Source organism: Reichenbachiella faecimaris (assembly GCF_900176375.1).
Taxonomy (GTDB): domain Bacteria; phylum Bacteroidota; class Bacteroidia; order Cytophagales; family Cyclobacteriaceae; genus Reichenbachiella; species Reichenbachiella faecimaris.
In genome coordinates this window covers 557,749-584,125 of record NZ_FWYF01000001.1, presented here as the reverse complement: position 1 = coordinate 584,125, position 26,377 = coordinate 557,749, and the positions used below count along the sequence as shown (strand labels likewise).

24 protein-coding genes, 1 tRNA gene and 1 other RNA gene are annotated in these 26,377 nt (G+C 38.2%); 18 read left to right on the top strand and 8 right to left on the bottom strand.

From position 1 onward, the window contains the following. Nucleotides 1-110: 110 nt before the first annotated feature. Nucleotides 111-566 (top strand): CBS domain-containing protein, encoded by a 456-nt coding sequence (locus tag B9A58_RS02500; RefSeq protein WP_084370844.1) that lies wholly within the window; start codon nt 111-113, stop codon nt 564-566. A gap of 85 nt (nt 567-651) precedes the next feature. Here B9A58_RS02500 and ruvC read toward each other — a convergent pair whose 3' ends face one another. After that, nucleotides 652-1,203, bottom strand: coding sequence for a crossover junction endodeoxyribonuclease RuvC (ruvC, locus tag B9A58_RS02495; RefSeq protein ID WP_139793713.1), 552 nt, complete (start codon nt 1,201-1,203; stop codon nt 652-654). A 72-nt stretch (nt 1,204-1,275) separates the two neighbouring features. Between ruvC and B9A58_RS02490 the strand changes: the two genes are divergently transcribed. From B9A58_RS02490 to B9A58_RS02425, 14 genes are all read left to right on the top strand, one after another. Next, nucleotides 1,276-2,214 (top strand): lysylphosphatidylglycerol synthase domain-containing protein, encoded by a 939-nt coding sequence (locus tag B9A58_RS02490; protein WP_084370842.1) that lies wholly within the window; start codon nt 1,276-1,278, stop codon nt 2,212-2,214. Further along, the gene (locus B9A58_RS02485) at nt 2,211-3,323 is read left to right on the top strand and encodes a glycosyltransferase (RefSeq protein ID WP_176214654.1); all 1,113 of its coding nucleotides are present in this window, start codon (nt 2,211-2,213) and stop codon (nt 3,321-3,323) included. The genes B9A58_RS02490 and B9A58_RS02485 overlap by 4 nt, the downstream gene beginning before the upstream one ends. A 20-nt stretch (nt 3,324-3,343) precedes the next feature. Next, the gene (locus tag B9A58_RS02480; RefSeq protein WP_084370840.1) at nt 3,344-3,595 is read left to right on the top strand and encodes a hypothetical protein; all 252 of its coding nucleotides are present in this window, start codon (nt 3,344-3,346) and stop codon (nt 3,593-3,595) included. Beyond that, on the top strand, nt 3,596-4,810 hold the full coding sequence (locus B9A58_RS02475; protein WP_084370839.1) for a PP2C family protein-serine/threonine phosphatase: 1,215 nt from the start codon (nt 3,596-3,598) through the stop codon (nt 4,808-4,810). It begins immediately after the preceding gene. Nucleotides 4,811-4,891: 81 nt separating this feature from the next. Next, nucleotides 4,892-5,434, top strand: a complete 543-nt coding sequence (locus tag B9A58_RS02470) for a polysaccharide deacetylase family protein (protein WP_084370838.1) — start codon at nt 4,892-4,894, stop codon at nt 5,432-5,434. A 47-nt stretch (nt 5,435-5,481) separates the two neighbouring features. Beyond that, on the top strand, nt 5,482-6,507 hold the full coding sequence (locus tag B9A58_RS02465; protein WP_176214653.1) for a glycosyltransferase: 1,026 nt from the start codon (nt 5,482-5,484) through the stop codon (nt 6,505-6,507). Between the two features lie 23 nt (nt 6,508-6,530). Next, nucleotides 6,531-7,295 (top strand): TatD family hydrolase, encoded by a 765-nt coding sequence (locus B9A58_RS02460; protein WP_084370836.1) that lies wholly within the window; start codon nt 6,531-6,533, stop codon nt 7,293-7,295. Nucleotides 7,296-7,304: 9 nt separating this feature from the next. Beyond that, nucleotides 7,305-8,378 (top strand): asparaginase, encoded by a 1,074-nt coding sequence (locus B9A58_RS02455; RefSeq protein WP_084371944.1) that lies wholly within the window; start codon nt 7,305-7,307, stop codon nt 8,376-8,378. Between the two features lie 88 nt (nt 8,379-8,466). Beyond that, a tRNA-Ser gene (locus B9A58_RS02450) sits at nt 8,467-8,554 on the top strand. Between the two features lie 70 nt (nt 8,555-8,624). After that, nucleotides 8,625-9,479: a MotA/TolQ/ExbB proton channel family protein gene (locus B9A58_RS02445; RefSeq protein WP_084370835.1), complete on the top strand. Its 855-nt coding sequence runs from the start codon at nt 8,625-8,627 to the stop codon at nt 9,477-9,479. Between the two features lie 25 nt (nt 9,480-9,504). Next, nucleotides 9,505-9,828, top strand: coding sequence for a hypothetical protein (locus B9A58_RS02440; RefSeq protein ID WP_084370834.1), 324 nt, complete (start codon nt 9,505-9,507; stop codon nt 9,826-9,828). 4 nt (nt 9,829-9,832) lie between these two features. Further along, on the top strand, nt 9,833-10,474 hold the full coding sequence (locus tag B9A58_RS02435) for an ExbD/TolR family protein (RefSeq protein ID WP_084370833.1): 642 nt from the start codon (nt 9,833-9,835) through the stop codon (nt 10,472-10,474). Between the two features lies 1 nt (nt 10,475). Next, a complete protein-coding gene (locus B9A58_RS02430; protein WP_084370832.1) occupies nt 10,476-10,934 on the top strand; it encodes an ExbD/TolR family protein in 459 nt (152 codons plus the stop codon). A 106-nt stretch (nt 10,935-11,040) separates the two neighbouring features. After that, nucleotides 11,041-12,339: an MFS transporter gene (locus B9A58_RS02425; protein WP_084370831.1), complete on the top strand. Its 1,299-nt coding sequence runs from the start codon at nt 11,041-11,043 to the stop codon at nt 12,337-12,339. On the opposite strand, the gene B9A58_RS02420 is transcribed toward B9A58_RS02425, so the two are convergent. Further along, a complete protein-coding gene (locus B9A58_RS02420) occupies nt 12,317-13,090 on the bottom strand; it encodes an AMP nucleosidase (protein ID WP_084370830.1) in 774 nt (257 codons plus the stop codon). The genes B9A58_RS02425 and B9A58_RS02420 overlap by 23 nt on opposite strands. Nucleotides 13,091-13,194: 104 nt before the next feature. On the opposite strand from B9A58_RS02420, the gene B9A58_RS02415 reads away from it, so the two are divergent. Continuing rightward, on the top strand, nt 13,195-13,641 hold the full coding sequence (locus B9A58_RS02415; RefSeq protein WP_084370829.1) for a type I restriction enzyme HsdR N-terminal domain-containing protein: 447 nt from the start codon (nt 13,195-13,197) through the stop codon (nt 13,639-13,641). Here the strand turns inward: B9A58_RS02415 and ald are convergent. Further along, a complete protein-coding gene (ald, locus tag B9A58_RS02410) occupies nt 13,638-14,750 on the bottom strand; it encodes an alanine dehydrogenase (protein WP_084370828.1) in 1,113 nt (370 codons plus the stop codon). The two genes, B9A58_RS02415 and ald, sit on opposite strands and share 4 nt — an antisense overlap. A 349-nt stretch (nt 14,751-15,099) precedes the next feature. Here ald and B9A58_RS02405 point away from each other — a divergent pair, with 349 nt between their 5' ends. After that, entirely contained in the window at nt 15,100-17,475 is a 2,376-nt protein-coding gene (locus tag B9A58_RS02405; RefSeq protein ID WP_245826969.1) for an alpha-ketoacid dehydrogenase subunit alpha/beta, read from the top strand. A gap of 11 nt (nt 17,476-17,486) precedes the next feature. Here the strand turns inward: B9A58_RS02405 and B9A58_RS02400 are convergent, their stop codons facing one another. Beyond that, a complete protein-coding gene (locus B9A58_RS02400) occupies nt 17,487-18,344 on the bottom strand; it encodes a hypothetical protein (RefSeq protein ID WP_084370826.1) in 858 nt (285 codons plus the stop codon). A 77-nt stretch (nt 18,345-18,421) separates the two neighbouring features. Here B9A58_RS02400 and B9A58_RS02395 point away from each other — a divergent pair, with 77 nt between their 5' ends. Then, a complete protein-coding gene (locus B9A58_RS02395) occupies nt 18,422-19,426 on the top strand; it encodes a long-chain-fatty-acid--protein ligase (protein WP_084370825.1) in 1,005 nt (334 codons plus the stop codon). Between the two features lie 274 nt (nt 19,427-19,700). Here B9A58_RS02395 and B9A58_RS02390 read toward each other — a convergent pair whose 3' ends face one another. The 4 genes from B9A58_RS02390 to B9A58_RS02375 all read right to left on the bottom strand — a co-directional run bounded on the left by B9A58_RS02390 (nt 19,701) and on the right by B9A58_RS02375 (nt 26,283). Then, on the bottom strand, nt 19,701-20,861 hold the full coding sequence (locus tag B9A58_RS02390; RefSeq protein ID WP_084370824.1) for a sigma-54-dependent transcriptional regulator: 1,161 nt from the start codon (nt 20,859-20,861) through the stop codon (nt 19,701-19,703). A gap of 11 nt (nt 20,862-20,872) precedes the next feature. Continuing rightward, nucleotides 20,873-21,272: RNase P RNA component class A (gene rnpB / locus B9A58_RS02385), an RNA gene on the bottom strand. A gap of 44 nt (nt 21,273-21,316) precedes the next feature. Then, nucleotides 21,317-21,703: a type III secretion system chaperone family protein gene (locus tag B9A58_RS02380; protein WP_084370823.1), complete on the bottom strand. Its 387-nt coding sequence runs from the start codon at nt 21,701-21,703 to the stop codon at nt 21,317-21,319. Between the two features lie 74 nt (nt 21,704-21,777). After that, on the bottom strand, nt 21,778-26,283 hold the full coding sequence (locus tag B9A58_RS02375) for a translocation/assembly module TamB domain-containing protein (protein WP_176214652.1): 4,506 nt from the start codon (nt 26,281-26,283) through the stop codon (nt 21,778-21,780). Nucleotides 26,284-26,377: the final 94 nt, after the last annotated feature.

Below are 26,377 nucleotides of genomic sequence, written 5' to 3'. Positions count from 1 at the left end.
ATCTCAAATATCCTACTTAAATTGTATTTTATAAGGATTTTGCTTGCGAATTCGTCGAAAATATGGTAATATAAGAGTTCGTCTAATTTCAACTTCTAACTAAATCAACCATGGTAATGAACTTTAAAGGCGCTCGTGTAGAGCAGGAAAAAGGAATCAAATATGAGACTATTGCTGACTACATGGCCAAAGACCTAATCACTTTCAGTCCTGATCAAGAAATCGCAGAAGCTATTGACATCATGTTGAAAAAACGGATTTCTGGCGGGCCAGTTCTCAATGAGAAAAGAGAATTGGTTGGGATGCTGTCTGAAAAGGACTGTTTGAAAGTATTGGTTCAGTCGTCTTATCACAACATCCCCAGTGGAAAAGGGAAGGTGTCTGATTTTATGTCCAGCAATGTAAAAACACTAGAAATGGATATGGATGTAGTGGCTTGCGCTAACGAGTTTTTGAATACTTATTTCAGGAGATTTCCTGTTACGGAAAACGGCATATTGAAAGGACAGATCAGTAGAAGAGACATCATGCGTGCCGCTCAAAAGATTAAAGCGACTACTTGGTAAGCATCCCCCTAAACCCCTTTTTCTAAGGGGAATTTAACTCCCTCTTAAAGAAGAGGGTTGGGGAGATTGCGGTGCAGTATTTTTGCTATTTCAACCGATCTGGATTGTCAGACAAAAAGGCCTTCCAGCTTTTGGCAGAAGCCTGAGGTTTGCCCCCTTGATAGTGGTGACAAAGTGCTACGGCCAGTGCATCCGTAGCATCCAATAGTTTGGGTATTTCTTTGAGATTTAAAATAGACTGTAGCATTGCTGCCACTTGCTCTTTGGAAGCATTTCCATTTCCAGTAACAGATTGTTTTACTTTTTTGGGTGCGTATTCTGTAATAGGGATATCTCTGGTGAGCGCCGCTGCCATGGCTACCCCTTGTGCTCTGCCTAGTTTTAGCATGGACTGTACGTTTTTCCCAAAAAAAGGTGCTTCCAATGCTACTTCATCAGGTCCAAATTCATCTATTACATGAGTTACTCTTTCAAAAATCTTCGTGAGTTTTAGTTCATGAGATGCATATTTGCTCAAGTGAATGACACCCAGTTGAAGTGTTGTGATTTGGCTGCCTTTTACTAAAATCACGCCGTAACCCATTACAGTGGTGCCAGGGTCTAGTCCTAAAATGATTTTTTCCTTAGTTTTATTCATGGAGTTGGATAGCATTGCAAGATAGAAAGATTACCTTTTATGAAAAGTGACTTCCAGTCGAATATTTAGTAGATGATCAGAGCATTGGTAAATTATAACAGTAGTTGGGGGAGAGCCATTTGGTTGCTTTGGTCATGGGTACTGCCAGCAGTGATTTTGGGTGTTGTCATATTCAAACTTGTTGATGGAGCAGAAAGTATTGATCTGATCAAATCCGTGCATGTCAAGAATATGATGGGGCTTATCTTATGCTTGGCCCTACTTCCGTTAAATATAGGATTTGAATCTTGGAAATGGCAGTATATTCTTAAGCCCATTGAGGAAAAGTCGCTCTGGAATTGTTCAAAAATTATTTTGACAGGGAAGAGTTTAAACGTCATTAGTCCATTCGGAATAGGAGATGGATTTTCACGCTATGTGGGATTGTGCAAAGGGTCTAGGAATCAAATTTTCTCTGGGTTGGCTGTTGATAGATTTTCTCAAATGTTGCCTACCTTGGTTTTTGGGGTCAAGTCAGTGTTGTTTTTATTAGGAAAGGGGCTAGAAATACCTTTTGGTATTATCTGGACATCCTCATTGATGTCAGGTGTATTGGTTGCCAGTATTGTATGTGGCCTGTTTGTCTTTAAAAGCAGAATTAAGAACTATCTATTTCTAATTGGCAAGCTCAGGAGTACATCAGTCCTGAAAATATTAATGATTTCAGTTGGACGCTACTTGATTTTTGTGCTGCAGTTTTATTTTATATTCTGGGCGTTGGGTAGTGTGCTGCCAGTGAAAATTATTCTGCTTGGGATTGCTTGGATTTTTCTTGTCAAGACTATATGGCCTAATATGTCAGTGCTAGGTGATCTGGTGAAGAGAGGGGTTTCAGCCACTTTGTTTTTTAGTTTTTTCACTTCTGATTTGAGCTTGGTGTTAATGGCTAGTTTTTTAGTGTGGGTGATCAATATTGTGCTACCAGCAGTGACAGGACTTTTTTTTGTTTCTGATTTAAAGAAATCATTTTGATCTATTTGATTGCTGGTATTGCTACTTTGATTTATGGATGTTTTGTTCTGCTACTCCTGTGGCAATGGAATAACATACCTCAACCAGAAAATCAAGGTGCCACTTCCGTATTTGCTTCAATCATTATTCCGGTCAGAAACGAGTCTAAAAATATTGAAAGGCTCATTCATTCAATTTATAAAAGTGCAGGGGAGCAAAATCAGTTCGAAATTATTGTGGTAGATGACCATTCTGAGGACGAGACAAAAAAAATAGTTAAATCCCTTCAAGTGAAATATGACAACCTGAATTTGGCTCAGCTTCATGACAGCCAACAAGGGAAAAAGGCGGCCATTAGTTTTGGGATCAGCCTGTCCAAAGGAGAGCTGATGATCTGTACAGATGGAGATAGTGAGGTAGGAGAAGACTGGTTTGAAGAACACAAGCAGGCATTTTCACGAGGTGCGAAGTTGGCCTTTGGCCCTGTTAAGCTATTTAATGCAAAGAATACTAGATGGATTGATCTACTTAATCAGGAGTTGGCTGCTTTGGTGGCCATGGGAGCAGCCACATTGCAAATGGGGAAACCTACTGTGATTAATGGGTGCAATTATTCCTTTGCAAAGGAGGCATTTGAGGAAGTTGGAGGCTTTGCGGGCAATGAGCACATTGCCTCAGGGGATGATGAGTTTCTGCTGAGAAAGCTATTCAAAGCATTTCCCCATCAGGTACAATTTATTAAGTCAGAAAAAGCTTTGGTGATTAGTGAGCCTGTTGAGAGCCTTACACAATTTTATCATCAAAGAAGGAGATGGGCGTCCAAATGGAAATTTCATAAAGATGCTTTTTCTAAACTTACAGCAATTTTTATTTTTCTCATCTACAGCATTTGGGTTTGGTTAATTATAGATGCCGTGCTGACCAAAAACCTTCTTGGTGCTTTTATTTTAAGCATCAAGCTATTGATTGACTACATATATATAATTACAGCGAGCAGGATTCAGAAGCTTAATCCGTCAGTCTTCAATTTCTGCCTCCTTCAAATTATTTATCCATTTTATGTTGTATTCTTTGGGGTAGCCTCTAATTTTGGACAATACAGTTGGCGAGAAAGAACGCACAAAATCTAACCCTACTTGAACTATCTACCATGAGCGATCTGGAATTTGACATATTGGACGAACTATACTTTCTTATTCATTTCAATGATATGAAAGCAGCTCTGGGGCTATCTGATGAAGACTTGAAGCCTATTTTAGCTAAAATGGTACGAAAGAATTGGTTGCGTTGCTATAGCGAACCGGACGTCGAGTTGGATCCTGGAAGCATTGATATTGAGATCAATTTTAGAAAGTACTATTACCTGGCCTCAAAAGAAGGACTCAAAGCCCACACAAGCTAAATGGCAGAAACTAAGACCATAGAATCAAATTTGAAAGAGTTGGAATTGAATGCCCTGTTAGAAGTAACGGAAGCCATCAACAACAATTTGTCTGAAGAGTCTTTGTATAAGATTTATCACTTTACCCTGTTGGCTAACCTCAAGGTGAAGAAGCTGGCACTTTTTGTCGAAACAGAAGGGGTATGGAATTGTAAGGTGTTTTTTGGTGTGGCAGCTGAGATTGTTAACGGCATTCCTGTTGATCAATTTGAAGGGGAAGAAAAGGTAAAAGCCCTGGGGAAGACAGAGTGCCAAGAATTTGATCATGTCATTCCTGTGATGCACAAAAACCAACTATTGGCATTAGTATTTGTTGGTGATATCACGGAATCTGAAAGCGGGTTGACCAACAATTCAGCTACTACTTTTCTTGAAGCTCTGACCAATATTATTTTGGTAGCTATTGAAAATAAAAAATTGGCTCGCCAGCAGTTGGAACAGGAGGCGTTTAAAAAGGAGCTAGAAATTGCCAAGCAAGTGCAGAATTATCTGTTTCCCAAAAACCTACCAGCAACAGACCAATTTGAAGTAGCCGCTTATTATCAGCCGCATCATAATGTGGGAGGTGATTATTATGATTACATCCGGATTGATGAAGATCAGTTTCTGCTCTGTATTGCTGATGTATCAGGGAAAGGCGTGCCTGCAGCCTTGATGATGTCCAATTTCCAGGCTTCTTTACACACCCTGGTGCGCCAAACCAATGATTTGACTACGATCGTTTCCGAACTCAATCATCAAATCAAATTCAGCGGAAATGGTGAGATATTCATTACATTTTTTGTTGCTATCTATAGCAAATCTCAGCAGGTTCTACGTTATATAAACTGTGGACACAATCCTCCATTACTTCAAGTGAATTTCAAGGAGGACATGGAATTGACTCAAGGAACAACAGTTCTAGGTATGTTTGAGCCATTGCCATTTGTGGAAATGGGCATAGTGGAAAACCTGAAGGAATTTTATCTGTTTTGCTATACAGATGGGCTCAATGAGGCAATCAATCTTTCTGAAGAAGAATTTGGTGAAACTCGTATTATGAAGGCAATCAAAAGTGTCGAGAATTCCAAACCTAATGAGCTCAATCTCACCATGATGACAGCAGTGAATGAATTTCGTCAAGGTCAGGAGTACCGTGATGACGTGACCATACTTTCGGCAAAATTCAAATCATAACTTTTGGGTTTCTATTTGCATAGAATACCGTCCCTTATACAAAAAACATTTCCAAATCATACTTGGAGTATACCAAGTGATATGAAGAAAATCTATATCACTTTTGATGATGGCCCGACTCCTGGCGTGACTGATTTTGTGTTGAAAACCCTAAAAGAATATGTGTCCCAGGCTACTTTTTTTTGTTTAGGACAGCAGGTTGAAAAGTGTCCATCTCTGGTGACACAAATATTCCATGACAATCATCTAATTGCCAATCATGGCTATGCCCATTTGGACGGATGGAAAATATCCAAAGTTGACTATGAAAACAATCTCAGCAGGGGAGAGGAAGTGTTAAATAAGCTGATTGAAAGAAGTGAGCGCTTATTCCGGCCACCTTATGGCCATTTTAGAACTAATAAGCCAACAGTACTTTGGTCATTGATGAGTGGGGATTTTGATGGGAAATTATCAAAAGAGAAATGTCTTTCAAACTTGATTTCTAAGATGCGATCTGGTGATATTATTGTGTTTCATGATAATCTGAAATCGATTGAAAAATTGCAGTGGGTACTGCCACGTTTTTTAAACCATTGCAAGGAAGAGGGCTTTGGGTTTGACATAATTCCATTTGCTACGTGATGTGGATGGTCGCCATAGGAATTGTAGCTGTGTGGTTATCATTTTTGATGCTTCTTATTATAGAAAAGCCCACGCAAAAAAATAGAAAGTTTGAAAAGCCTCCTTTTGTTTCCGTCCTGATTGCCCTTAGAAACGAGGAGGAAAATGTAGCAGCTTTGTGTGACAGCTTGAAGCAGTTGAGCTATGCCAAATCTGATTTTGAAATACTGTTTGGAAATGATGATTCTGAGGATGATACCTTGAATCTGCTAGAACGGAATAAGCCAGTAAATTCTACTATCTATTCGTATGGGAAAGAATCAACTGGGAAGTTTGGGAAGCAGAGAATACTTTCTTATTTGTCAGAAAAAGCTAAAGGGGAGTATTTGTTATTTACAGATGCTGATATGCGATTTCAATCTAATTGGATTCAAAGCATGTTGACTCAGATGACTGATGAGAAAGAAATTGTGGTTGGATTAACTAGAGTGTCAGGAAACAGAAGGCTTGGATACCTGCAAAATATAGACTGGTTATTCAATGAATGGGTCATTGGTTGGTTTTCCAGAATAGGCATATATCTCACAGGATGGGGAAACAATATGTTGATTGCGAAATCTGCTTATAATGAAATTGGTGGTTACGCGGGTTTAGATGACTCCATAGTGGAAGATGTTGACTTGTTGCGACGCTTGAGACCTCTGGGAGGAGAGTTGAAAGTGAATATCAACTCAGGTGCTGTAGCTACAACACAAGCCCTGTTGGATGTAGGATCACTACTTCATCAGCGAAAAAGATGGATGAGAGGGTTGGCTGGTTTAAATCCTTTGATGCTTTTGGCTGGCATGATCAAGATACTGTTCTGGCCTGCCTTCTCATTTTTAGCTTTATATAATATTGTCTGGTGTTTTGTGGCTTTTGCTGTCATAGGGCTTAAGTACTTTCTTTTCATGCAGATTTCGAAATCAACAGGCTCCAGAATCTCTGTGATTCACCTTCTGCTGTTTGAAATATATGATTTCGTTTTTTATTTAATCACATTTGCGTTCTATCTTTTACCCATCCAGGTAGTTTGGAAAGGGAGGAAATATTGAGATAGATAGAACATTAATTTGAAATGCAGCTAGTAGAAACTCACGCACATATTTATTCAGACAAATTCAAGGATGATGTTGACGAGATGATCCAAAGGTCTAGGGAGCAAGGAGTCGAAAAAATATACATGCCCAATATTGACAGTGAGTCTATTGACGCCATGTTGGAGCTTGAATACCGTTATCCGGGATATTGCATCCCAATGATGGGGCTTCACCCTTGTTCCGTTGATAAGAATTTCGAAAAGGAGCTCTATATCGTAGAAGATTGGTTGAATAAAAGAGAGTTTGTTGCAGTTGGTGAAATGGGAACTGATTTGTACTGGGATAAGTCCTTTTATGAACAGCAAAAGGAAGCTTTTAAGATTCAATCCAAATGGGCAATTCAGCAGGATCGACCCATTGTCATCCACTGTCGTGAATCGATCGACGAAACCATAGCGCTTGTAGATGATCTTAAAACTGAAAAATTTCGTGGGATTTTTCACTGCTTCTCTGGGACAGTAGAGCAGGCCAATCAGATCATTGAGTTAGGCTTCTTATTGGGAATAGGAGGAGTGGCAACATTCAAAAATGGAGGGTTAGAACCCGTACTGAAATCAATCCCATTAGATCATTTGGTATTGGAGACGGATAGTCCTTATCTTGCGCCCGTCCCAAATAGAGGGAAACGCAACGAACCCGCGTATTTAAACTTGGTGGCCGAAAAAATAGCAGCCATTAAAAATATAACCAAAAATGAGGTGGCCAAAGCTACCACTGAAAATGCGTATCGTATTTTCAATTAAATGACAAGAATGACCCAAGCGAGTAAATTTAAAGTAGTCAACATTGCGACCAGTTCGGAAGATCCCAAATCTTCTATACTCCTCATTTATACGGGAGGCACATTTGGTATGGTGTATGACGAAGAGGGCGCCTTGGCACCCTTTAATTTCAGTCTGGTACTGGAAAAGATCCCCGAATTGCATAAGCTCGATTTGAAGTTGACAGTCATCTCATTTCCAGAACCAGTTGATTCTTCCAATATCAATGTGGAGCAGTGGAAGGATATGGCTTCGATTTTGAAGGACAACTATCATCAATACGATGGGTTTGTTATTTTGCACGGTACAGATACCATGGCCTATTCTGCTTCTGCGATCAGTTTTATGCTAAAGGGTGTGAATAAACCTATCATATTTACTGGAGCACAAATTCCAATTGGAGCGACCAGATCGGATGCCAGGGAAAACCTCATTACAGCACTAGAAATTGCTTCTGAGCGTAATGGCGATCATGCTATGGTTACTGAAGTATGTCTTTATTTTAATTATTACTTACTGAAAGGCAACCGAGCGCAAAAAATAAGAAGTAGCAATTTCGCGGCATTTGAATCTGAAAATTATCCCTACCTAGCCGAATCAGGTGTTGAAATAGTATATAACGAATCCTTTCTGAAGAAATACAAAGAGGAAGAACTGAAATACAGTCCTGAGCTGGATCCAGATGTAGCTATATTGAAAATTTTCCCCAATATTTCTCCAGCAGTTGTCAAAGGCATCTTGAATATTGAAGGTCTGAAAGGAGTGATATTGGAGTCTTATGGCTCTGGTAATACCATGAACTATGATTGGTTCAATGAGCTCTTGGAAGGTGCGGTCAACAGAGGCATTGTGATTTTGAATGTGTCACAATGTATAGGAGGAAGTGTAATACAAGGACGGTATGAAACGAGTAAAAAGTTGACTGAAATAGGAGTGATTAGCGGATTGGATATTACAACTGAAGCGGCCGTGGCTAAAATGATGCATTTACTTGGTACAGAAAAGTCGACCGAACAGGTAAAAAAGAAACTTAGCATTCCCATACGGGGTGAAATGACCATTTAATTAGCGATCTCCAAATTAATATGGTACAATTTGCAAATAGTGTATTTTTATAATTTATTTGTCGCTTGGAGAAAACTAAAAAAGTTAGAGAGAGGTGGCCGAGTGGCTTAAGGTGCTCGCTTGGAAAGCGAGTGTGCCCCACAAGGGCACCGGGGGTTCGAATCCCTTCCTCTCTGCACTGAATTAGTATTTAATTGAAAAGAATAACTTTTAAACCTTTATTAAAGATTTACTAAAAATTAGACTATGAAAAGATTAGTAATTTTATTGATGTTGACTGGTGTGTTCACTATGACTCACCTAAAAACAATGGCGCAGGATGACGTAGCTACAGAAGAAGTAGCATCTGATTCTACTGAGATGGTAGCTGAGGGCGATAGCACAGCCATGGAAGAGGAGTATGCGGAAGAAGAGTATGTAGAAGAAGAGGTGGCTGCAGCTGATTACGAAGAAGTAGCAGTTGAAGAGCCAGGTTTTCATCAAATCGTAAAAGATCAGTTCATCCAAGGTGGATGGCAGTTCATGGGCATCGTTTTGTTATGTCTAATTTTAGGATTGGCTGTTGCCATCGAGAGAATTATCACTTTGAACTTGGCTACTACTAACACTAAGAAGTTGTTAGAGCAAGTAGAGGGTGCTTTGAACTCAGGTGGAGTTGAAGCTGCAAAGGATGTATGTAGAAATACACAAGGGCCTGTTGCTTCTATCTTCGTTCAAGGATTAATGAGAATGTCGGAAGGCGTAGAAATGGTTGAAAAATCTATCATCGCTTATGGTTCTGTTGAAATGGGCAAATTGGAAAAAGGAATGGTTTGGATTTCACTTTTCATCTCTTTGGCTCCAATGTTGGGTTTCATGGGTACTGTAATTGGTATGATCGACGCATTTGACGCGATCGCAGAAGCTGGTGATGTATCTCCTGCCTTGGTTGCTGGTGGTATTAAAGTAGCACTTTTGACAACAGTTGGTGGTTTGATCGTTGCGGTTATTCTACAGTTGTTCTACAACTACCTTGTTTCTAAAATTGATTCACTAGTTAACTCTATGGAGGATGCTTCTATTTCTTTAGTAGATATCTTGGTTAAGCATTCTGCTAAATAAGATTTTCACTTAAAAAGAAAAAGAAATGGATTCTATAGATATAGCATTATATGTGTCATACACACTGACGATCCTAGCGGGATTAGCTGCGATTGTCTTTCCAATAATAAATTCAGTAAGTGATCCAAAGTCTTTGACTAAGGCAGGTGCAGGTGTAGCTGGTTTGGTTGTAATTTTTGGAATCTCTTATGCCTTGTCTGGATCTGAAGTAACGGCATCTGCTCTTGAGCTTGGTGTTGATGAAGGTCTGTCTAAGTTCGTAGGAGGATTGTTGACTATGATGTACATTTTGATCATAGGCGCACTTGGCGGAATTGTTTTTACAGAAGTTTCAAAAGCAGTAAAATAAGATTATGGCGAAAGGTAAAAATAGACCTGCGGCCGAGGTAAACTCGGGTTCGATGGCGGATATTGCCTTTCTTTTGTTGATTTTCTTCTTGGTTACTACCACGATTGCGAATGACAAAGGAATAGCAATGCTTTTGCCTCCGAAACCGGATCCTAATGAGCCGGAGTTGGATGTTAAAATGCATGATAGGAATATCTTTAAGATATTGGCTAATTCAAATGATCAGTTGCTGGTAGAGGATGAGCCAATGAGAGATATTACTAAATTGAGACCAATGGTTAAAGAATTTGTTTTGAACTTTGGCAAACCATCTGCGGATGGAAGATTGTTATACAATCAATTGCCAGCTACTTTACGTAGACAAGTCAATTCAAATGGAAGAAGTACAAATTCTTCAGATGAGCCTGGCAAGGCCGTAGTTTCATTCAAAGCAGATAGAGGGACAAGTTACGAATTGTATATTCGAGTACTTGACGAAGTCAATGCTGCTTATAATGAGATATATGGTGAGCGTGTAGGCATCTCAGCAGAAGAATTTTTGCAATTGGATAAAAAAGATCCAGAGCAAAAAGATATGTACATGAAAGCAAGAGCAGGTATTCCTAGAGCAATATCCATTGCTGAACCAAATAAAATAGGAGGTTGATATGGCAAAGTTTAAGAAAAGTTCAGGAACCACTCAGGAAATTCCAACAGCTGCACTACCAGATATTATTTTCATGTTGTTGTTCTTCTTTATGGTGACAACCGTATTGAGAGAAACAACAATTATGGTAGAGCAGAAGCTTCCGAAGTCTACTCAGTTGAGTAAATTGGAAAGAAAGTCGTTGGTGAGTTATGTATATATTGGTAAACCAAAAAGAACTGCAGTTTATGGTGTTACTCCTAAAATTCAGGTGAATGATGTATTCATTGAAGTGAAGGATGTAGTTCGATTTGTAAACCAAGAGAAGGATAAATTGAGTGAAGTAGAAAGAGATCAGATTACCATGTCTATGAAAGTAGATATTGATGCCAAAATGGGTATCGTAACTGATGTTCAGCAGGAGTTTAAAGAAGCAAATGCTAGAAAACTACTTTACAGTTCGTCTAAAAGAGTTGACTAATTACTAATCTTTAATAATATGGAAAGGTCTCGATTTATCGAGGCCTTTTTTTTGTCCATCTGATGAACCCTAACAGGGCTCAAAACCCTGCTAGAGTTGTTTGAGTATGAATAAAAACAAAAAAATACAACAAGCCTGGTGCATGTATGATTGGGCCAATTCTGCCTACTTACTTGTTATTTCTTCCACGCTCTTTCCTATTTATTTTAATGGAGTAACTAGAGGTGCCTTTGAATCAGAAAAGGTAATTTTCTTTGGGTTTGAAGTTACTAATACAGTGCTCTATTCCTATGCGATTGCTGCGTCATTTCTCATAGTGGCTTTCATCTCCCCATGGTTGTCTGGGATGGCAGATTATGGAGGGAAAAAGAAGTTTTTCCTCAAGTTATTTACCTACTTAGGTGCTATATCAACAGCAGGACTCTTTTGGTTTCGAGGAGATAATGTGGAATATGGGATCATTTGCTCTGTACTTGCTGGTGTTGGTTACTCAGGAAGTTTGGTGTTTTATAATTCTTATCTGCCTGAAATCACAACTGAATCTGAGTATGATCAATTGAGTGCTAAAGGTTATGCTTATGGATATATTGGCAGTGTTCTGCTTTTACTCGTCAGTTTCGCTATGATTATTATGCACGAAACGCTAGGATTTGAAGCAGAATCAGCTGTGGTACGCCTGTCCTTTCTTTTAGTTGGAATGTGGTGGTTGGGTTTTGCACAGTACAGTTTTTATTATTTACCAAACCATACGAGCCGTCAGAGAAAGGATGAGAATCTGTTTTTGAAAGGAGTGAAGGAGTTGAAAATAGTGTTTCATTCATTGAAAGATTTGAAAGTGATGAAGGTGTATTTATTGGCCTTTTTCTTTTATAGCGCAGGCGTACAGACGGTCATGCATCTAGCAGCGATTTTTGGTGAAAAAGAATTGCGACTTGAAGCTTCAAAACTTATCATTACCATCACAATCATACAATTAGTAGCAATAGCAGGAGCCTATTTGTTTGCGTCCATTTCAAGAAAATACAATAATGGCATTTCAATACTGTCTATGCTTGTGATATGGATTGGCGTATGTGGCTATGCTTACGTGCTGCATACAGAATTTCAATTTTATGGATTGGCAGTAGTAGTAGGACTGGTTATGGGTGGAATTCAGTCCATGTCCAGATCTACCTTCTCCAAATTGATACCTAACAACACCATTGATAATACGTCTTATTTTAGTTTTTATGATGTAGTCGAGAAGCTATCCATAGTGGTGGGGACTTTCTCATTTGGATTTATAGAACAGCTCACTGGTTCAATGAGAAACAGCACCATGGCGTTGATGCTGTTTTTTGTAGTTGGCGTAGGATTGTTGCTGTATTCGAAAATTCATAAGACTAATCAAATCTCATATGTTTGACAGAGTCGCCAGAATTGTAAAGTTCTAGCAAAGCATCAATTCCGATTTGAATATGTTTGTCAACAAAGTTACCCGTGACCTTTTTGTCGGAAGCATCTGTTTTTACTCCAGCTGGAGTCATCGGGTTATCCGAAACTAGCAGAAGTGCTCCTCTTGGGATTTCGTTAATAAAACCAACTGTAAATAGCGTAGCTGTCTCCATATCTATACCCATGGCTCTGATCTTTCTTAGATATTTTTTGAATTTACGATCATGTTCCCATACTCGTCTATTCGTGGTATATACCGTGCCAGTCCAATAATCCATTTCGTGCTTTTTGATCATTGAAGAGACCGCACGTTGCAGTCTAAAGGATGGAAGTGCTGGAATTTCTAATGGCAAATAATCATTGGATGTACCTTCCCCTCTAATGGCAGCAATGGGTAGGATCAAATCTCCTAATTGGGTTTTTTTCTTGAGTCCGCCACATTTACCCAAAAAGAGCACGGCTTTTGGCTCAATGGCGGACAGCAAATCCATTACCGTAGCTGCCATGGCACTACCCATTCCAAAGTTGATAATAGTGATGTTGTTTGCCGTAGCAGACTGCATGGGTTTATCTTGTCCTTGTACTTCTGTGCTGAATTTTTCAGCAAAAATTTCAACGTAATTGGCGAAATTCGTGAGTAGGATGTATTCAGCGAAATCTTCTAATTCAACACCTGTATATCTAGGGAGCCAGTTATCTACTATTTCTTTTTTGGTTTTCATATGGGTGAATGCTTTTTTGATTATAAGATGCTAAAGAGTAACATCCAGGTTAGGATTAAAAGTAAATGAATTGTGCTAATATTGAAAGTAAATTTTAATTAGTCATGGTGGAGTTGAATCTTCCTCAGTTTCAGTTCAAAGTAAAAGAGACAGAAAAGGGAAGAGAAATATGGGACGAGTTTAGAAAGAAGTACGTGGTACTGACTCCAGAAGAGTGGGTGCGCCAGCATTTTCTCAAATTCCTTAATAATTATTTGAAGTATCCAAAATCTCTTTTGAAGACTGAGTTTGAAATAAAATACAACAAATTAAAAAAGAGGCCTGATATTGTGGCTTACAATAATTCTGGACATCCGTTAATGGTAGTGGAGTGCAAAGCACCAGAAGTGAAAATATCCAATGACACCTTTCAGCAAGCAGCTATTTACAATCAAACACTTAAAGCGCGTTATTTAGTAATTACTAATGGAATGGATCACTTTTGCTGCGAGCAAGATTTAAAAACCGGAACCTTCCAATTTGTAGAGAAGATCCCGGTTTATGAGCACTAGATATATTTATCTAATGGCGTATAAGGTAGGTCGAAAGCTTCAGAAACGCCTTTGTAGACTACGTCTCCTTTGATGACATTCAACCCTAGTTTTAATTCATTATTCTCTTTACATGCTTTTTCCCATCCTTTATTTGCTAATTGTATAGCGAAAGGAAGAGTTGCGTTAGTAAGAGCCAATGTAGAAGTGTAAGGCACAGCACCTGGCATATTGGCCACACTGTAGTGAACCACGTCGTCTATGATGTATGTAGGATCTTGATGGGTGGTAGGTTTTGTGGTTTCAAAACAACCTCCTTGATCTACTGCTACATCTACCAATACAGTACCTGGCCTCATGTCTTTCAACATGTCACGAGTGATTAATTTTGGAGCTTTAGCGCCAGGGATGAGGACAGCACCTATAATCAAATCATGATCTTTGATCATTTCTCTAATGTTGTACTCGCTAGACATCAAAGTCTTTACGTTAGCTGGCATCACATCATCCAAATATCTTAATCTTGGCAGACTCAAGTCAAGAATAGTAACATCTGCTCCCATCCCTGCTGCCATTTTTGCGGCTTCAGTACCTACTATACCACCACCAAGAATCATTACTTTAGCTGGACGTACACCTGGGACGCCTCCAAGAAGAATGCCTCTTCCTTTCAAAGGTTTTTCCAAGTACTTTGCGCCTTGCTGAATAGACATTCTGCCTGCAACCTCTGACATGGGTACCAAAAGTGGTAATGACCTGTCCGCCTTCTCCACTGTTTCATAAGCTAAACAGACAGCCTTGCTGTCAATCATGGCTTTAGTCAATGGTTCGTGTGAAGCAAAGTGAAAATAAGTAAATACTAATTGATCTTCTTTGATCAGCTGGTATTCTGCTTCAATTGGCTCCTTTACTTTGATGATCATTTCGGCCTTGCCGTATACGTCTTCAATAGTAGGTAGGAGTTCCGCTCCTACGCTAGTGTATTCCTCATCCGCAAAACCACTACCTTCTCCAGCAGTTTTTTGCACAAATACTTGGTGTCCGTGTCTTTTCAGTTCTTTTACTCCTGAGGGCGTAAGCGCTACACGGTTTTCGTTGTTTTTAATTTCTTTGGGTACCCCGATAATCATGGCATAAATTGTTTAACTACAATAAAATATACGACAATAATTGTTACTAATAATTTACACAACCTTGTTCAGATTCGGAAGATAATTTGACGTTCTGAATCAACTGTGAAAATTAAAATTTCAAAAAACTAACATCATTAATGATTATCACTGAAAAAACCATAATAACCAAATAATATTCTGTTTAGTCTTTTTATTTTGTCTCAAATATAATATTATTTTGTAATCTTCATAAAAATATTTGATTGATGTGGCGTGTTTGTTAAATTTGTCGAGCGAGGTTCTTTTATAATCGTCCTAAAAATCTTAACTTCAAATGGTGAAAGTCTCAGAAAAAAATACCGAAATCATGTCCTCAAAGAAGGAAATTTTGAACGATTACAAACTGGCAGTAGAAAGTAGGGAGGATAGCTATATTGGCCGAAAGGAGGTCTTCATGGGAAAGGCCAAATTTGGAATTTTTGGAGATGGAAAAGAGCTGCCTCAAATCGCAATGGCTAAGGTTTTTAAGAACGGAGACTTTCGATCTGGCTATTATCGTGATCAGACTTTTATGATGGCGATTGGTGAGATGACCTCACAACAATTTTTCGCACAACTTTATGCACACACCTCTGTAGAGGATGAGCCTGCTTCAGCAGGAAGAATGATGAATGGCCATTTTGGCACCAGATCTATTGATGAAAATGGTGAATGGAAAGATCTGACTAAAATGAAAAATTCTAGCTCGGATATTTCTTGTACTGCTGGACAAATGCCGCGACTATTGGGATTGGCTTATGCTTCTAAACTGTATAGAAATAATCCCGCATTAAAAAAATTCAAGCAATTTTCAGTCAATGGAAATGAAATAGCATTTGGTACCATAGGCAATGCTTCTACTTCTGAAGGTCATTTCTTTGAGGCAATGAATGCAGCTGGGGTGTTGCAGGTACCCATGGTCATGGCCGTTTGGGATGATGAGTATGGGATATCTGTTCCTAAAGAGTTTCATACAACCAAAGGAAGCATATCTAAGGCGCTGGCTGGATTGCAGCGCACAGCAGAAGAAAATGGATTTGAAATACTTACCACTCGTGGTTGGGATTATGTAGACCTCTGCAAGACTTTTGAGAAAGCAGAGAAAATAGCTAGAAATGAACATGTACCTGTACTGGTACATGTGGAAGAAGTCACACAGCCACAAGGACACTCTACGTCGGGATCTCATGAAAGATATAAATCTAAAGAGCGTTTAGAATGGGAAGCCAAATTTGATTGTATCAAAAAAATGCGCGAGTGGATCTTAAATGAGAAACTGGCGTCTGGAAAAGAGTTGGATGCAATTGAGGAGGAAGCTAAGCAATTGGCAAAAACTGCTAGAATGGACGCCTGGCGTGCATACACATCTGCAATTGATACAGATGTAGCTTCCCTTATCAGTATGATAGAAACTGTAGCTGAGAAAAGTGCGGAAAAAACCAAGTTGATTTCAATTGCTAAAAACTTAAAGGAAGGACTGAATATCAATAAATTGGAGTTGACCAAAGGAGCGAAGAAAGCTTTGAGACTCACAAGAAATGAGTCTTCGAGAAGTCGTGATATGTTGATTCATTGGTTGAAGAAAAATGATGAAAAACGATTTGATGAATATTCTTCTCATTTGCATAGTCAATCAAAATATTCAGCTATTAAAGTTGGCGAAATAGCAGCAAAATACTCTGATCAATCAAAAATGGTTGATGGGCGTGAAGTTCTGCAAGCTTGTTTTGACGAGGCCTTAAATCAGAATCCGTTGGTCTTTGCCCTTGGAGAGGATGTTGGAAAAATAGGAGATGTAAATCAAGGATTTGCTGGACTTCAGGAGAAATATGGAGAAATAAGAGTGACGGATACAGGTATACGCGAAACCTCAATTATAGGCCAGGGGATTGGAGCAGCTTTGAGAGGTTTACGTCCCATTGCTGAAATCCAGTATTTGGATTACTTGCTGTATGCTGTACAGACGTTGTCTGATGATTTGGCAACTCTCCAGTATAGAACCAAAGGAGGTCAGAAAGCACCTCTTATCATTCGTTCTAGAGGACACAGACTAGAAGGTGTGTGGCATTCTGGTTCACCTATGGGTATGATTATCAATGCCTTGAGAGGTATTTTTGTGCTCACGCCTCGAAACATGACTCAGGCAGCTGGTATGTACAATACGCTTCTTGAGTCTGATGATACGGCCCTAATGATTGAATGTTTGAATGGTTATCGTTTGAAGGAACGAATGCCTGATAATGTGGGTGAATTTAAGGTTCCTTTGGGTATTCCAGAAATCATTAGAGAAGGAAAAGATGTTACTGTGGTCACGTATGGCTCAATGTGCAGAATTGTAATGGAGGCGGCGGTTGAATTGGCCAATTATGGAATAGAGATCGAAGTCATTGATGTTCAAACATTGTTGCCTTTTGATAGGCATCAAAGTATTATTTCATCTATTAAGAAAACGAATCGTTTGATCGTGGCTGATGAGGATGTACCTGGCGGAGCGTCTGCTTATATACTAGAAAAACTAGTAGTTGAGCAGGAATGTTTTAGATACTTAGATAGTCAGCCTGTGACAGTTGCTGCCAAAGAACATCGTCCAGCTTATGGATCTGATGGCGACTACTATTCTAAACCTAGTGCAGAAACTATCTTTGATAAGGTATATGAAATGATGGCAGAAGTGGATCCAGAGTCATTTCCTGACATTTATTAGCAAGTAGCTATCTATCTGATCAATTGATCTAAAGTGACATCTCCCGTTTCAACTATATTACTTTTGTTGAAATGGTGATCTAGAATATGAAATCTGAGCTTGAATTCATCATTTCTGATGGTCACTCTGAAACCTAATGAAGGCATTGAATATTTTATTGTTCCTTCAAGTGACCCTCCTATGTTCTCAACATCTAATAGTGGAAATCGACCATTAAATGGTATGATGCATCCGTTTTCATCAGGTCTTGAAATATTTAAAACCTCGTATTCAGTGCCTCTTTTTCTAAAGAAGTCAATATAAAAATTGTATCTGTTTGGGTTTCGATAAACCAATACTGTGTCTAGTACATAACCAGTAGGAATTTCAGATCCTATATCTGCCAGTTCAATAATATCTTTTAATTCTTCATTAATGTAGACGGACTCAAAATATTCGCACTCATAGTCAGGCATGGCTGAATAAGGATCTCCGAATGGTCGAAAATATTCATTTTGGCCAATTGCTCTTGCCGCATTCTTGAAATACCCTGGAGTAAGTAGATATTGATCGGTTGGTAAAGTAGATGAGATAGTGATCGGGTTCGTGTTTTCATCTGCTATGATGTAATAATCGTGTACTGGATAGTAATTGTCGTCCGAAGGCAAACCTAGGTCACCATCTCCGTCTTCGAAATCGAAGTACAATATCAAAGAATCCGCAACGCCATTCTCCTCTATTTCTACATACTCCAGGTTATTAAATTCTATATGGGGTGTGGTGGGAAAGGGATCTGGTTCTTGACATGTATAAAGGAGAGAGGAGAGAACGATGATAAGAGAAATCGTCCCAGTCGAAATTTTATTCCAATATTTAGTCAGTACCTTCATTTAATAAAAATTACATTTGCTAAAATTACTGATATTAATACAATTGTGGTCTTGCAACCCCTTACTATTTCTAACTTATGAAGCTTTTAAATAGTTTCAAAAAAAAGAGCAGTAAAGTTGATAAAGAGACTTTTTGTTCGCTTGCACTCGAACTATTTCATTATCAGTCTCGCGCGTGTGCCATTTACCAGAAGTATCTTAATTATTTAGGTGTTGATTGTATTCGAATTAATTCTATCGAGCAAATCCCTTGTTTGCCTATTGATTTTTTCAAGGAGCACAAGATAAAGACTGGAGATTGGGAGGAAGAAGAGGTTTTCATGAGTAGTGGTACCACTGCATCTATTCGTAGTCAACACTATATTGAGGACTCAAAATTTTACTTAAACAATGCAAAAACTATTTTTGAAGAGTTTCGAGGTGAATTAAACCAGCATGCATTTTTTGCGCTACTTCCATCATATCAAGAACAAGGACATTCTTCTTTGGTGAAAATGGTTGATTTCTTTATCCATAAGAGCAATCAGGGAAACATGGGCGGGTATTACCTGAATAGATTAGAGGAGTTGGTTGATGATTTATTGCGCGCCTTGAATCAAACCTCTAAATCAATTGTATTATTTGGGGTTGGTTATGCACTATTGGATTTGGTGGAAATTGCAAAAAAAAGAGGTGCTCGACTGGATGGTCTGGTAATAATTGAAACTGGAGGAATGAAAGGGCGAAGAAAAGATTTAGTCAAAAGTGAGTTCTACTCCATTCTCAAAATTGGATTGGGAAGTGTTCGCGTATTTTCTGAATATGGAATGACCGAATTATTGTCTCAGGCTTATTCTTTAAATGAAAAGTCCTATCAACTACCTGATCAGATGAAGGTGTTGATTAGAGATATTGAAGATCCCTTTAATTACCTAAAGGTAGGGGAGACAGGGGGCGTAAACGTTATAGATTTAGCAAATGTGCATTCTTGCGCATTTATTGAAACAAAGGATTTAGGTCGTCTGTCTAATGACAGGGAGTTCGAAATTCTTGGGAGATTGGATAATTCTGATATTAGAGGCTGTAATTTGCTGGTAGATTAGACGTTCATCGAATAACTTCTCTAATATTTTATAGAAAACAGATATTTCACTTAAAGTGTAATATTTTTTATATATTTATGTTCTAAAATTGAAGCAGGTAATTGATAATAACAAAAGATGAAAGTAAAGATACTTATAGTGGCCCTAGTAGTTTTTGCAATGAGTGCATGTACCCAAAGAACGTGTCCTACTTATGCAAAAAGTGATTCTAATTCGACTGAATTGTCTAAATAGTAAAAGGAAAAACGGTAAAAAATATACTATGCGGATCACATCACGGTGTGTCCGCATATTTTTTTACGTCTGTGGCAGTTATTGCATTGTCAGACATGATAATCAGGCGCTCAACTACATTTCTTAACTCTCTGATATTTCCTGTCCAATTCCCCTTTTTGAGCTGATCTAGCGCTTTTTCGTCAATTTCCTTTTTGCTGGTGCCATACTCTGCGGCTATATCCCCTAGAAATTTATCTACTAACATGGGGATGTCATCCACACGTTCTTTGAGTGACGGAACCTTAATCAATATAACACTCAAACGATGGTATAGGTCTTCTCTAAATCGCTTTTGATTGATTTCTTCTTTCAAGTTTTTGTTTGTGGCAGCCAGCACCCGAACATTGACTTTAATTTCCTTTTCGCCACCTACACGGGTGATTTTGTTTTCTTGTAAGGCTCTGAGCACTTTGGCTTGAGCAGACAAACTCATGTCTCCAATTTCGTCCAAAAACAAAGTGCCATTGTCAGCCAGTTCGAATTTCCCAATACGCTGTTTTACAGCTGACGTAAACGATCCTTTTTCATGTCCAAACAGCTCACTTTCAATAAGCTCTGCTGGAATAGCTGCGCAGTTTACTTCGATTAGTGGCTTTTTATTTCTATTGCTTAGTTTATGAATGGCATTGGCGACCAGCTCTTTCCCAGTACCGTTTTCTCCAGTTATTAAAACCCGCGCTTCAGTGCTGGCTACTTTTTCAATGGTCTCTTTTACTTCTTGAATGGGCCTAGATTCTCCCACTATTTCAAGAGATTTAGCAACCTTTTTCTTCAGTACTTTGGTTTCTTGAATAAGGTTGGACTTGTCCAATGCATTTTTAATGGTAAGTAGTAGACGATTGAGATCTGGTGGTTTTTGAATAAAATCAAATGCACCTTTTTTCGTTGCATCCACTGCAGTGTCGATAGTGGCATGAGCAGAAATCATGATGAACTGAGGGGTGTGATCTAGCGTTCTGGCATTTTCCAATACCTCAATACCATCCATTTCTGGCATTTTCACATCACAAAGAACTAGATCGAAATCTTCTTCTTTTAACTTATCTAGTCCTGCTTTGCCATTTTCTGCTTCGTCAATATGATATTTCTCGTACTCCAGAATTTCACGAAGCGTATGACGAATACTTTTTTCGTCATCAATAATTAAAATCTTTGTCATATTATCTTATATAATAATATAGGCCTATAAGCCGGGTTCTGTATCCCAATCCCGATAGCTATCGGGAGGGATCCTTATCATTTCTCTGGCTCTAGTATTGCTACTAGAATCTATCAATCTACCCATTCTACATTCTGACTAATGCCAAATCGAAGCGAGCCACTTCTTGCAGAACCTATTTGATCTTTCAACTCGTAAGGTTTACCATGCCTCCTTCATCACTGTCGGAGCGGTGAGCTCTTACCTCACCATTTCACCCTTATCCCGACTTGTCGGGACGGTTTGTTTTCTGTTGCACTTTCTCCCATGACGTTTCCGCCAAGGACTTCCCGTTAGGAAGTACGACGCTCTATGTTGCCCGGACTTTCCTTTCCGCTATCCTGATAGCGGAACGATAAGGCAGCCTATGCAACAAAACTAATAAATAATGCAGTTGAGAAACCTAATGAGAGAGATTAAAAAATATCGCGTCCTGTGATATTCATTTCCCATTTGTCGGCGAGGTTGGCAACTTCCTGAATGGCTCTTTTTAAAATTTCGTCTGAAACTATATCTGCTGGAGATCTGGATTCTACCTTTAAGAAATCGTTTACAATTGTAAACTTGCCGAAAGTTGATCTGTGATTTTCTTCGAGTAAATCCTTAAACCTTATTCCATCTTCCACGACACAAACTTTAGATGAGATAGAAATCAGATTATTCTCTGGATCTATCTCACCAACAACAGCCTGTTGACGATCCATTTCAAGAGGTACAACTATGACTGATCTCTGATCATCATACTCGGAAAAATTGCCTTTGATTTCCTCGGCGTAAGACTTCATGAAATTGTTCAATTCCATCAATTAGGGGTTTAGAATTCTTATCTAAATGTAAACATAATAAAGGGTTAGCCGAAGTCTAAATGGAGAATATTTTAGATTTCCTTTTCACTCTCAGTAGCCTGAGGTGAGTTTTTTCTTTGTGAGAGATTTTTTTTCCGATTGTCAGAAAGAATTTGATTGAGCTGATCGAAACTTTTGATGTATTGAAGGCTAAATCCAGTTTCAAAATTACTTTCGCCCAATTGGGAACTGACATCATCCAAATCTGACCTGCTATACATTTTTACTCTAAATCTACCATCCTCGGTTAATAAATATTCAACAGTCCAGTCCCCTATAATAGTGCTTACATCTCCTTTTGTTTCTTGATTGGGCAAATTTCCACCTCTGGTTACTCGCAATCTGCCGTCTAGGAAGGTGTATGAAAGTCTCAGCTGGAAGGTATTGTAGGCGTCGTCTGACAATCCTGCCAAGTCCACATCTACTTCAAGATTTTCATCTACTTGAGTGGCCCAATAACTCAGTTGGTTTGAAACAAATTCGCTCAAGCTGTTTCCAATCGTTTGACTATTCACTTGAAAACTGTTTTCTGACGAAAATTTTCTTAAAATAATTAGGCTAAAAACCTGCCTGTTCATTTCTTGTTCATTATTTCTTAGGTTGGCCTTAAATGCTGTGACTACTTCATCAAGGGTGACAGAACTATTGGGCAGCTGATTGTTAGGAGGGTAATCTTCAATGTTGATATCAAAATTAATATTAGGGCTCAGTAAAATTCCCTTAAGTTTTAGGTCTACAATAGATGGGTATTTTTTTCGAGTTTCTGGAGAATTGATATCTTCTGGATCAAGAAATTTGGTCATCAAGGGAGCCAAAGATGCAAGTTGACGATAAGATGCTGATATATTCAAATTGGCACCATAAGGATCTCCATACCATGAAATGGTACTGCCTTTTTTAATGTCAAATTCTTTGTTGATGATGTTATAGAGTGTAAAATTGTATCCACCATTCTCAATGGAATAATCCCCGAACATAGTAAAGTCACCGTCAGTATTGATTTGTAATTCAATGTTTCCAGTACCTCTACCCCTTATGATATCGCCAGCTTGAACATCAAAAATTAGCTCAACGTAGGCGTCAGGTGTGAATTCGAGATTGAAATCTAGTTCAATGCCTCTGATTTTTAAATTTTCTTGTTTCAGTACTTCTTCTATTACTTCTTGAGCATTTTGATTGTGTTTGAGGTCTACGAATTCAATGTATTCTTTTTGTTCAATTTTAGAATTCGAACTTTCGCCAAGCGGAATAGAGAGTCTTGTGCCTTTGCTTGTTTGTGCCTCTGCAGTAATTTGAATGTTGTCTATGGCTCCAAGGAAGCTAATATTCCCTGTGCCGTAGGCCACTCCATAGTAAGCATCATTGTCCGCAGCAGTTGTATTTAGAAGCTTGAAATTCACGAATTCCCCTTGGAAATCTAATACTGGATTTTTGAATCCATCGTGAAAAATACCTCCAGTTAACTGTGCCTTGTTGTTTTCACTGTCTTCAAGGATTAGATTTTTGGTACTTATTTCATTTTCATCAAAATACAAATCTCCATTGAATTTGTATTTTGTATTTAAGTAGTTTACTAGAATTTTTCCTTCAGTCACTTTTCCTTTGCCTTTAAGAACTGGATATTTTGGTGTGCCTTTTATAGTGAATTGCCCAGAGGCTAGGCCTCCAATGTTTGTAAAATTTTTCTTGATAAATGGTTCCGCAATTTTCAAGTCAGCACTATCAAAACGTGCCTGAAGATCGAGTTGATCAACCTCTTTTTTTGGATAGTAGAGACCTCTAACTTCGATTTTTTTCTTTCCATTTTGAATGAGATCCAGATTCATAGCAAGACGTTTCTGTTCGCTTTCCCATGTAGAGATCCCAAATACGTTTCCTAACAAGAGACCATCTATTTTTAAAGCCCTTGCTATAAGATTTCCCTCTATCAAATCATTTTGGTTTTGCCTTTTTATTTTGATTCGTCCATCAATAGTACCTTCCACATTATTGGAGACAAAAGATTGTATATTTTGAATATTGAATTCTTTCAAATCAATATAAAGTGACTTAGATGGGGCTTGGGAATACATGCCTGATATTTCCAATTTTTCAGGTCCATTGGAGGCCTTCATAGCTTTGAAACTCCATTCTCCATTTTTGTGCGTTATTTTGTTCGTTCTATCCCATACCCATTTTTTACCTAAAATTTCTATATCAGAATTTTGAAAGTGCAGTTGAGTAGAGTCAGTAAAGAACAATACTGAAGATTCGATCGCAACTTTATTTGAGAATTGGGGTTGTTCAATATTCATGGAGACTGACATGCTATCATCAAACCATATAACATCAGCATAGGCATTCTCTGTTTCGTACCTGTCTGACCAACGTTGCTGATTGGATGCCGCAAAGGCAGAGGCAAGTGTACTCCGATCAAAGAATTCTTTTGAAATGTTTATATCAACATAATTGCTTGTTAATGACAAATTAGGCAACTCCAAAGAGTCAATGGCTCCATAGAGGTTTAGTCTTGATATGCTATCTTGAAGAAAAGACCCATGTAATTTAACTTCCTTCGAAATATTAAATTCAGGATAAAAGGGCTGAACAAACTTGTTGAGATTCCAAAGATTGAGATCTATTTTCACATTGTATTTTTCAAGATCTGCCTTGCTTTTGTTTGCGTAGTATTCGCTTAAATCGTCCTCGTTGTTGTTTAGGTTAAGTTTTACTTCCTTATAAAATTCTTGAATGGTACGGATAAAAACGCTATTTCTGAATTCTCCCTTCATTTCACCCGTCAGGCCATCAGTTTCAAAGTGAATAATTCGTGTGGGGCCTATTAGTGATGATAAACATTTTAATGAATCGATTTGGAGGGATTTACCTTCGTATCCAACATGATTGTCATATAAATTGATATAGCCCACCAAATCGTCCATTTTAAGGCCTTTCATATCAATGTCAATGGCAGAAGATAAATTCACCTCTTTATCAGTAAGGCCAAGTGGTTTTAAATTCACTGTATCTAATTTCGCCTTGATATTGACCTTATTCCTTTGATTTCTTAAATCAATTTCTACTTTACCGTTGAAATTCAAATTAGGATCATTTGCGGCTAATTTGCCTTCAAAAAAACCAGATTTGAAATGACCGTTTGTGGAAAGATTACGATAGGTATAATCCTGAATCTGTAAGGAATCTACATTTGCATTTAGCGTAAAGTCCGCACTATTCTCGTTTAATCCACTGCCATTTATCTTTCCGTTAAGTGTGATGTACTTAAGCTTATCTTGCTTCTGTAGCACACTACTAAGATCAAATTGTTTGAGGTCTAATGATCCAGAGTACCATGCTTGACCACCATCTTTAATTTTAAAGTTCACGTCCGTTTTAATTTGCCCGACTGAAGAATTGATTTTTCCGTCAGCAACAAAATCTGATAAGAATCCCGCGTACCTCCCTTGAAATTTCATGATCCCTAAATTCAAAATCTGTTGCTGAAATTTCGGATCAGCAAATGTCGAAACATCATACGGGTTGATGGTAGAGTTTTTCACCTCTAAGTCTATAAATGTCTCGGAAACATTAGGAAGTCCATTAAAATTGCCATGACCGACTAAATAGCTACCTCCTTTGGATTCAATGTAAAAATTGGTCACACCAAGTCTATTTATTCTCCCTAATAATTGACCACTAAATGTTAGTGTTTTATTTATGTTTTTTAAGGCAGGGCTAAATAATGCGAGTTCCTCAAAACTAATAACCGAACGCTTCAAATTGACGAAAAATGAAATGCTGTCTACAAAGTATTTGAAGTTAGCTGGGTGGTCATACGTAAATACAATAGAATCTTTAATGCTACTTTGATTAGTGTTCAGCTCTAGGTTTGAAAAGGTCATTTGTTCCTTTGTGAAAGAAAAGTCACTTATGAAATTTTTGATGTCCAGCTGTTGACTTGGATCAATGGAAGTTAAATAGTTGATATTCATTCCTAGACTGTCATTAATGAACCCAAAGTAAGACACATGTGATTGAATGGAATCGAATACAAAATGATGATAATCTTTTCCTTCGACGATGGAGTCATATCTGAGATCATTGTAGGAGAATAATCCATCTTTGATGATAATTTCATCCAGCGTGAGCGCAGTTTTTTTCTCTTTCCCCTTTCTGTTTTTTTTAAAAATATCTTTTAGATCTGTGATGAATCTAGAGATGTTCACCTCAGTAGAGTCGTTTTCTTTAATTACATGTACATAAGGCCTTTCCAGTTCTAACTTATCCGCATTCAACTTTCTGTTGATCAAGAAATCATAAAGCTTAAAATCAACTTTGACATTTTTGACGAAGATCAGTGTGCTGTCATTTTGATGATCATATAATCGAACATTTCTAAGAATCATGTGATCAAACCAGGTGAGATTGGCATGACCAATTTTTATATTAAACCCTGTGTTCTCAGATATGAGAAATGAAATTTCGTTAAGAAACCTGGTTTGTACTTTTGGTATTTGAAATGCAGAGAAGGCTAAAATCCCTAAAGCAAGTAGTAACACAGGAAGCCACAGAAATAGCCTGGATAACCGGCGCCTTAATTTTGACTTTTTTTGAGAATTTTCCTTCATGAAACTACTGCTCCGCAAAAGTAAC

Excerpts from the sequence above, each read along its gene's own strand:
- B9A58_RS02460 (WP_084370836.1), top strand. The coding sequence starts at position 6,531 with ATGCAGCTAGTAGAAACTCACGCACATATTTATTCAGACAAATTCAAG.
- B9A58_RS02470 (WP_084370838.1), top strand. The coding sequence starts at position 4,892 with ATGAAGAAAATCTATATCACTTTTGATGATGGCCCGACTCCTGGCGTG.
- B9A58_RS02500 (WP_084370844.1), top strand. The coding sequence starts at position 111 with ATGGTAATGAACTTTAAAGGCGCTCGTGTAGAGCAGGAAAAAGGAATC.
- ald (WP_084370828.1), bottom strand. The coding sequence starts at position 14,750 with ATGATTATCGGGGTACCCAAAGAAATTAAAAACAACGAAAACCGTGTA.
- B9A58_RS02490 (WP_084370842.1), top strand. The coding sequence starts at position 1,276 with ATGATCAGAGCATTGGTAAATTATAACAGTAGTTGGGGGAGAGCCATT.
- B9A58_RS02480 (WP_084370840.1), top strand. The coding sequence starts at position 3,344 with ATGAGCGATCTGGAATTTGACATATTGGACGAACTATACTTTCTTATT.
- B9A58_RS02445 (WP_084370835.1), top strand. The coding sequence starts at position 8,625 with ATGAAAAGATTAGTAATTTTATTGATGTTGACTGGTGTGTTCACTATG.
- B9A58_RS02390 (WP_084370824.1), bottom strand. The coding sequence starts at position 20,861 with ATGACAAAGATTTTAATTATTGATGACGAAAAAAGTATTCGTCATACG.
- B9A58_RS02435 (WP_084370833.1), top strand. The coding sequence starts at position 9,833 with ATGGCGAAAGGTAAAAATAGACCTGCGGCCGAGGTAAACTCGGGTTCG.
- B9A58_RS02475 (WP_084370839.1), top strand. The coding sequence starts at position 3,596 with ATGGCAGAAACTAAGACCATAGAATCAAATTTGAAAGAGTTGGAATTG.
- B9A58_RS02430 (WP_084370832.1), top strand. The coding sequence starts at position 10,476 with ATGGCAAAGTTTAAGAAAAGTTCAGGAACCACTCAGGAAATTCCAACA.
- B9A58_RS02425 (WP_084370831.1), top strand. The coding sequence starts at position 11,041 with ATGAATAAAAACAAAAAAATACAACAAGCCTGGTGCATGTATGATTGG.
- B9A58_RS02465 (WP_176214653.1), top strand. The coding sequence starts at position 5,482 with ATGCTTCTTATTATAGAAAAGCCCACGCAAAAAAATAGAAAGTTTGAA.
- B9A58_RS02380 (WP_084370823.1), bottom strand. The coding sequence starts at position 21,703 with ATGGAATTGAACAATTTCATGAAGTCTTACGCCGAGGAAATCAAAGGC.
- B9A58_RS02455 (WP_084371944.1), top strand. The coding sequence starts at position 7,305 with ATGACCCAAGCGAGTAAATTTAAAGTAGTCAACATTGCGACCAGTTCG.
- B9A58_RS02405 (WP_245826969.1), top strand. The coding sequence starts at position 15,100 with ATGTCCTCAAAGAAGGAAATTTTGAACGATTACAAACTGGCAGTAGAA.
- B9A58_RS02395 (WP_084370825.1), top strand. The coding sequence starts at position 18,422 with ATGAAGCTTTTAAATAGTTTCAAAAAAAAGAGCAGTAAAGTTGATAAA.
- B9A58_RS02415 (WP_084370829.1), top strand. The coding sequence starts at position 13,195 with ATGGTGGAGTTGAATCTTCCTCAGTTTCAGTTCAAAGTAAAAGAGACA.
- B9A58_RS02420 (WP_084370830.1), bottom strand. The coding sequence starts at position 13,090 with ATGAAAACCAAAAAAGAAATAGTAGATAACTGGCTCCCTAGATATACA.
- B9A58_RS02440 (WP_084370834.1), top strand. The coding sequence starts at position 9,505 with ATGGATTCTATAGATATAGCATTATATGTGTCATACACACTGACGATC.
- ruvC (WP_139793713.1), bottom strand. The coding sequence starts at position 1,203 with ATGAATAAAACTAAGGAAAAAATCATTTTAGGACTAGACCCTGGCACC.
- B9A58_RS02400 (WP_084370826.1), bottom strand. The coding sequence starts at position 18,344 with ATGAAGGTACTGACTAAATATTGGAATAAAATTTCGACTGGGACGATT.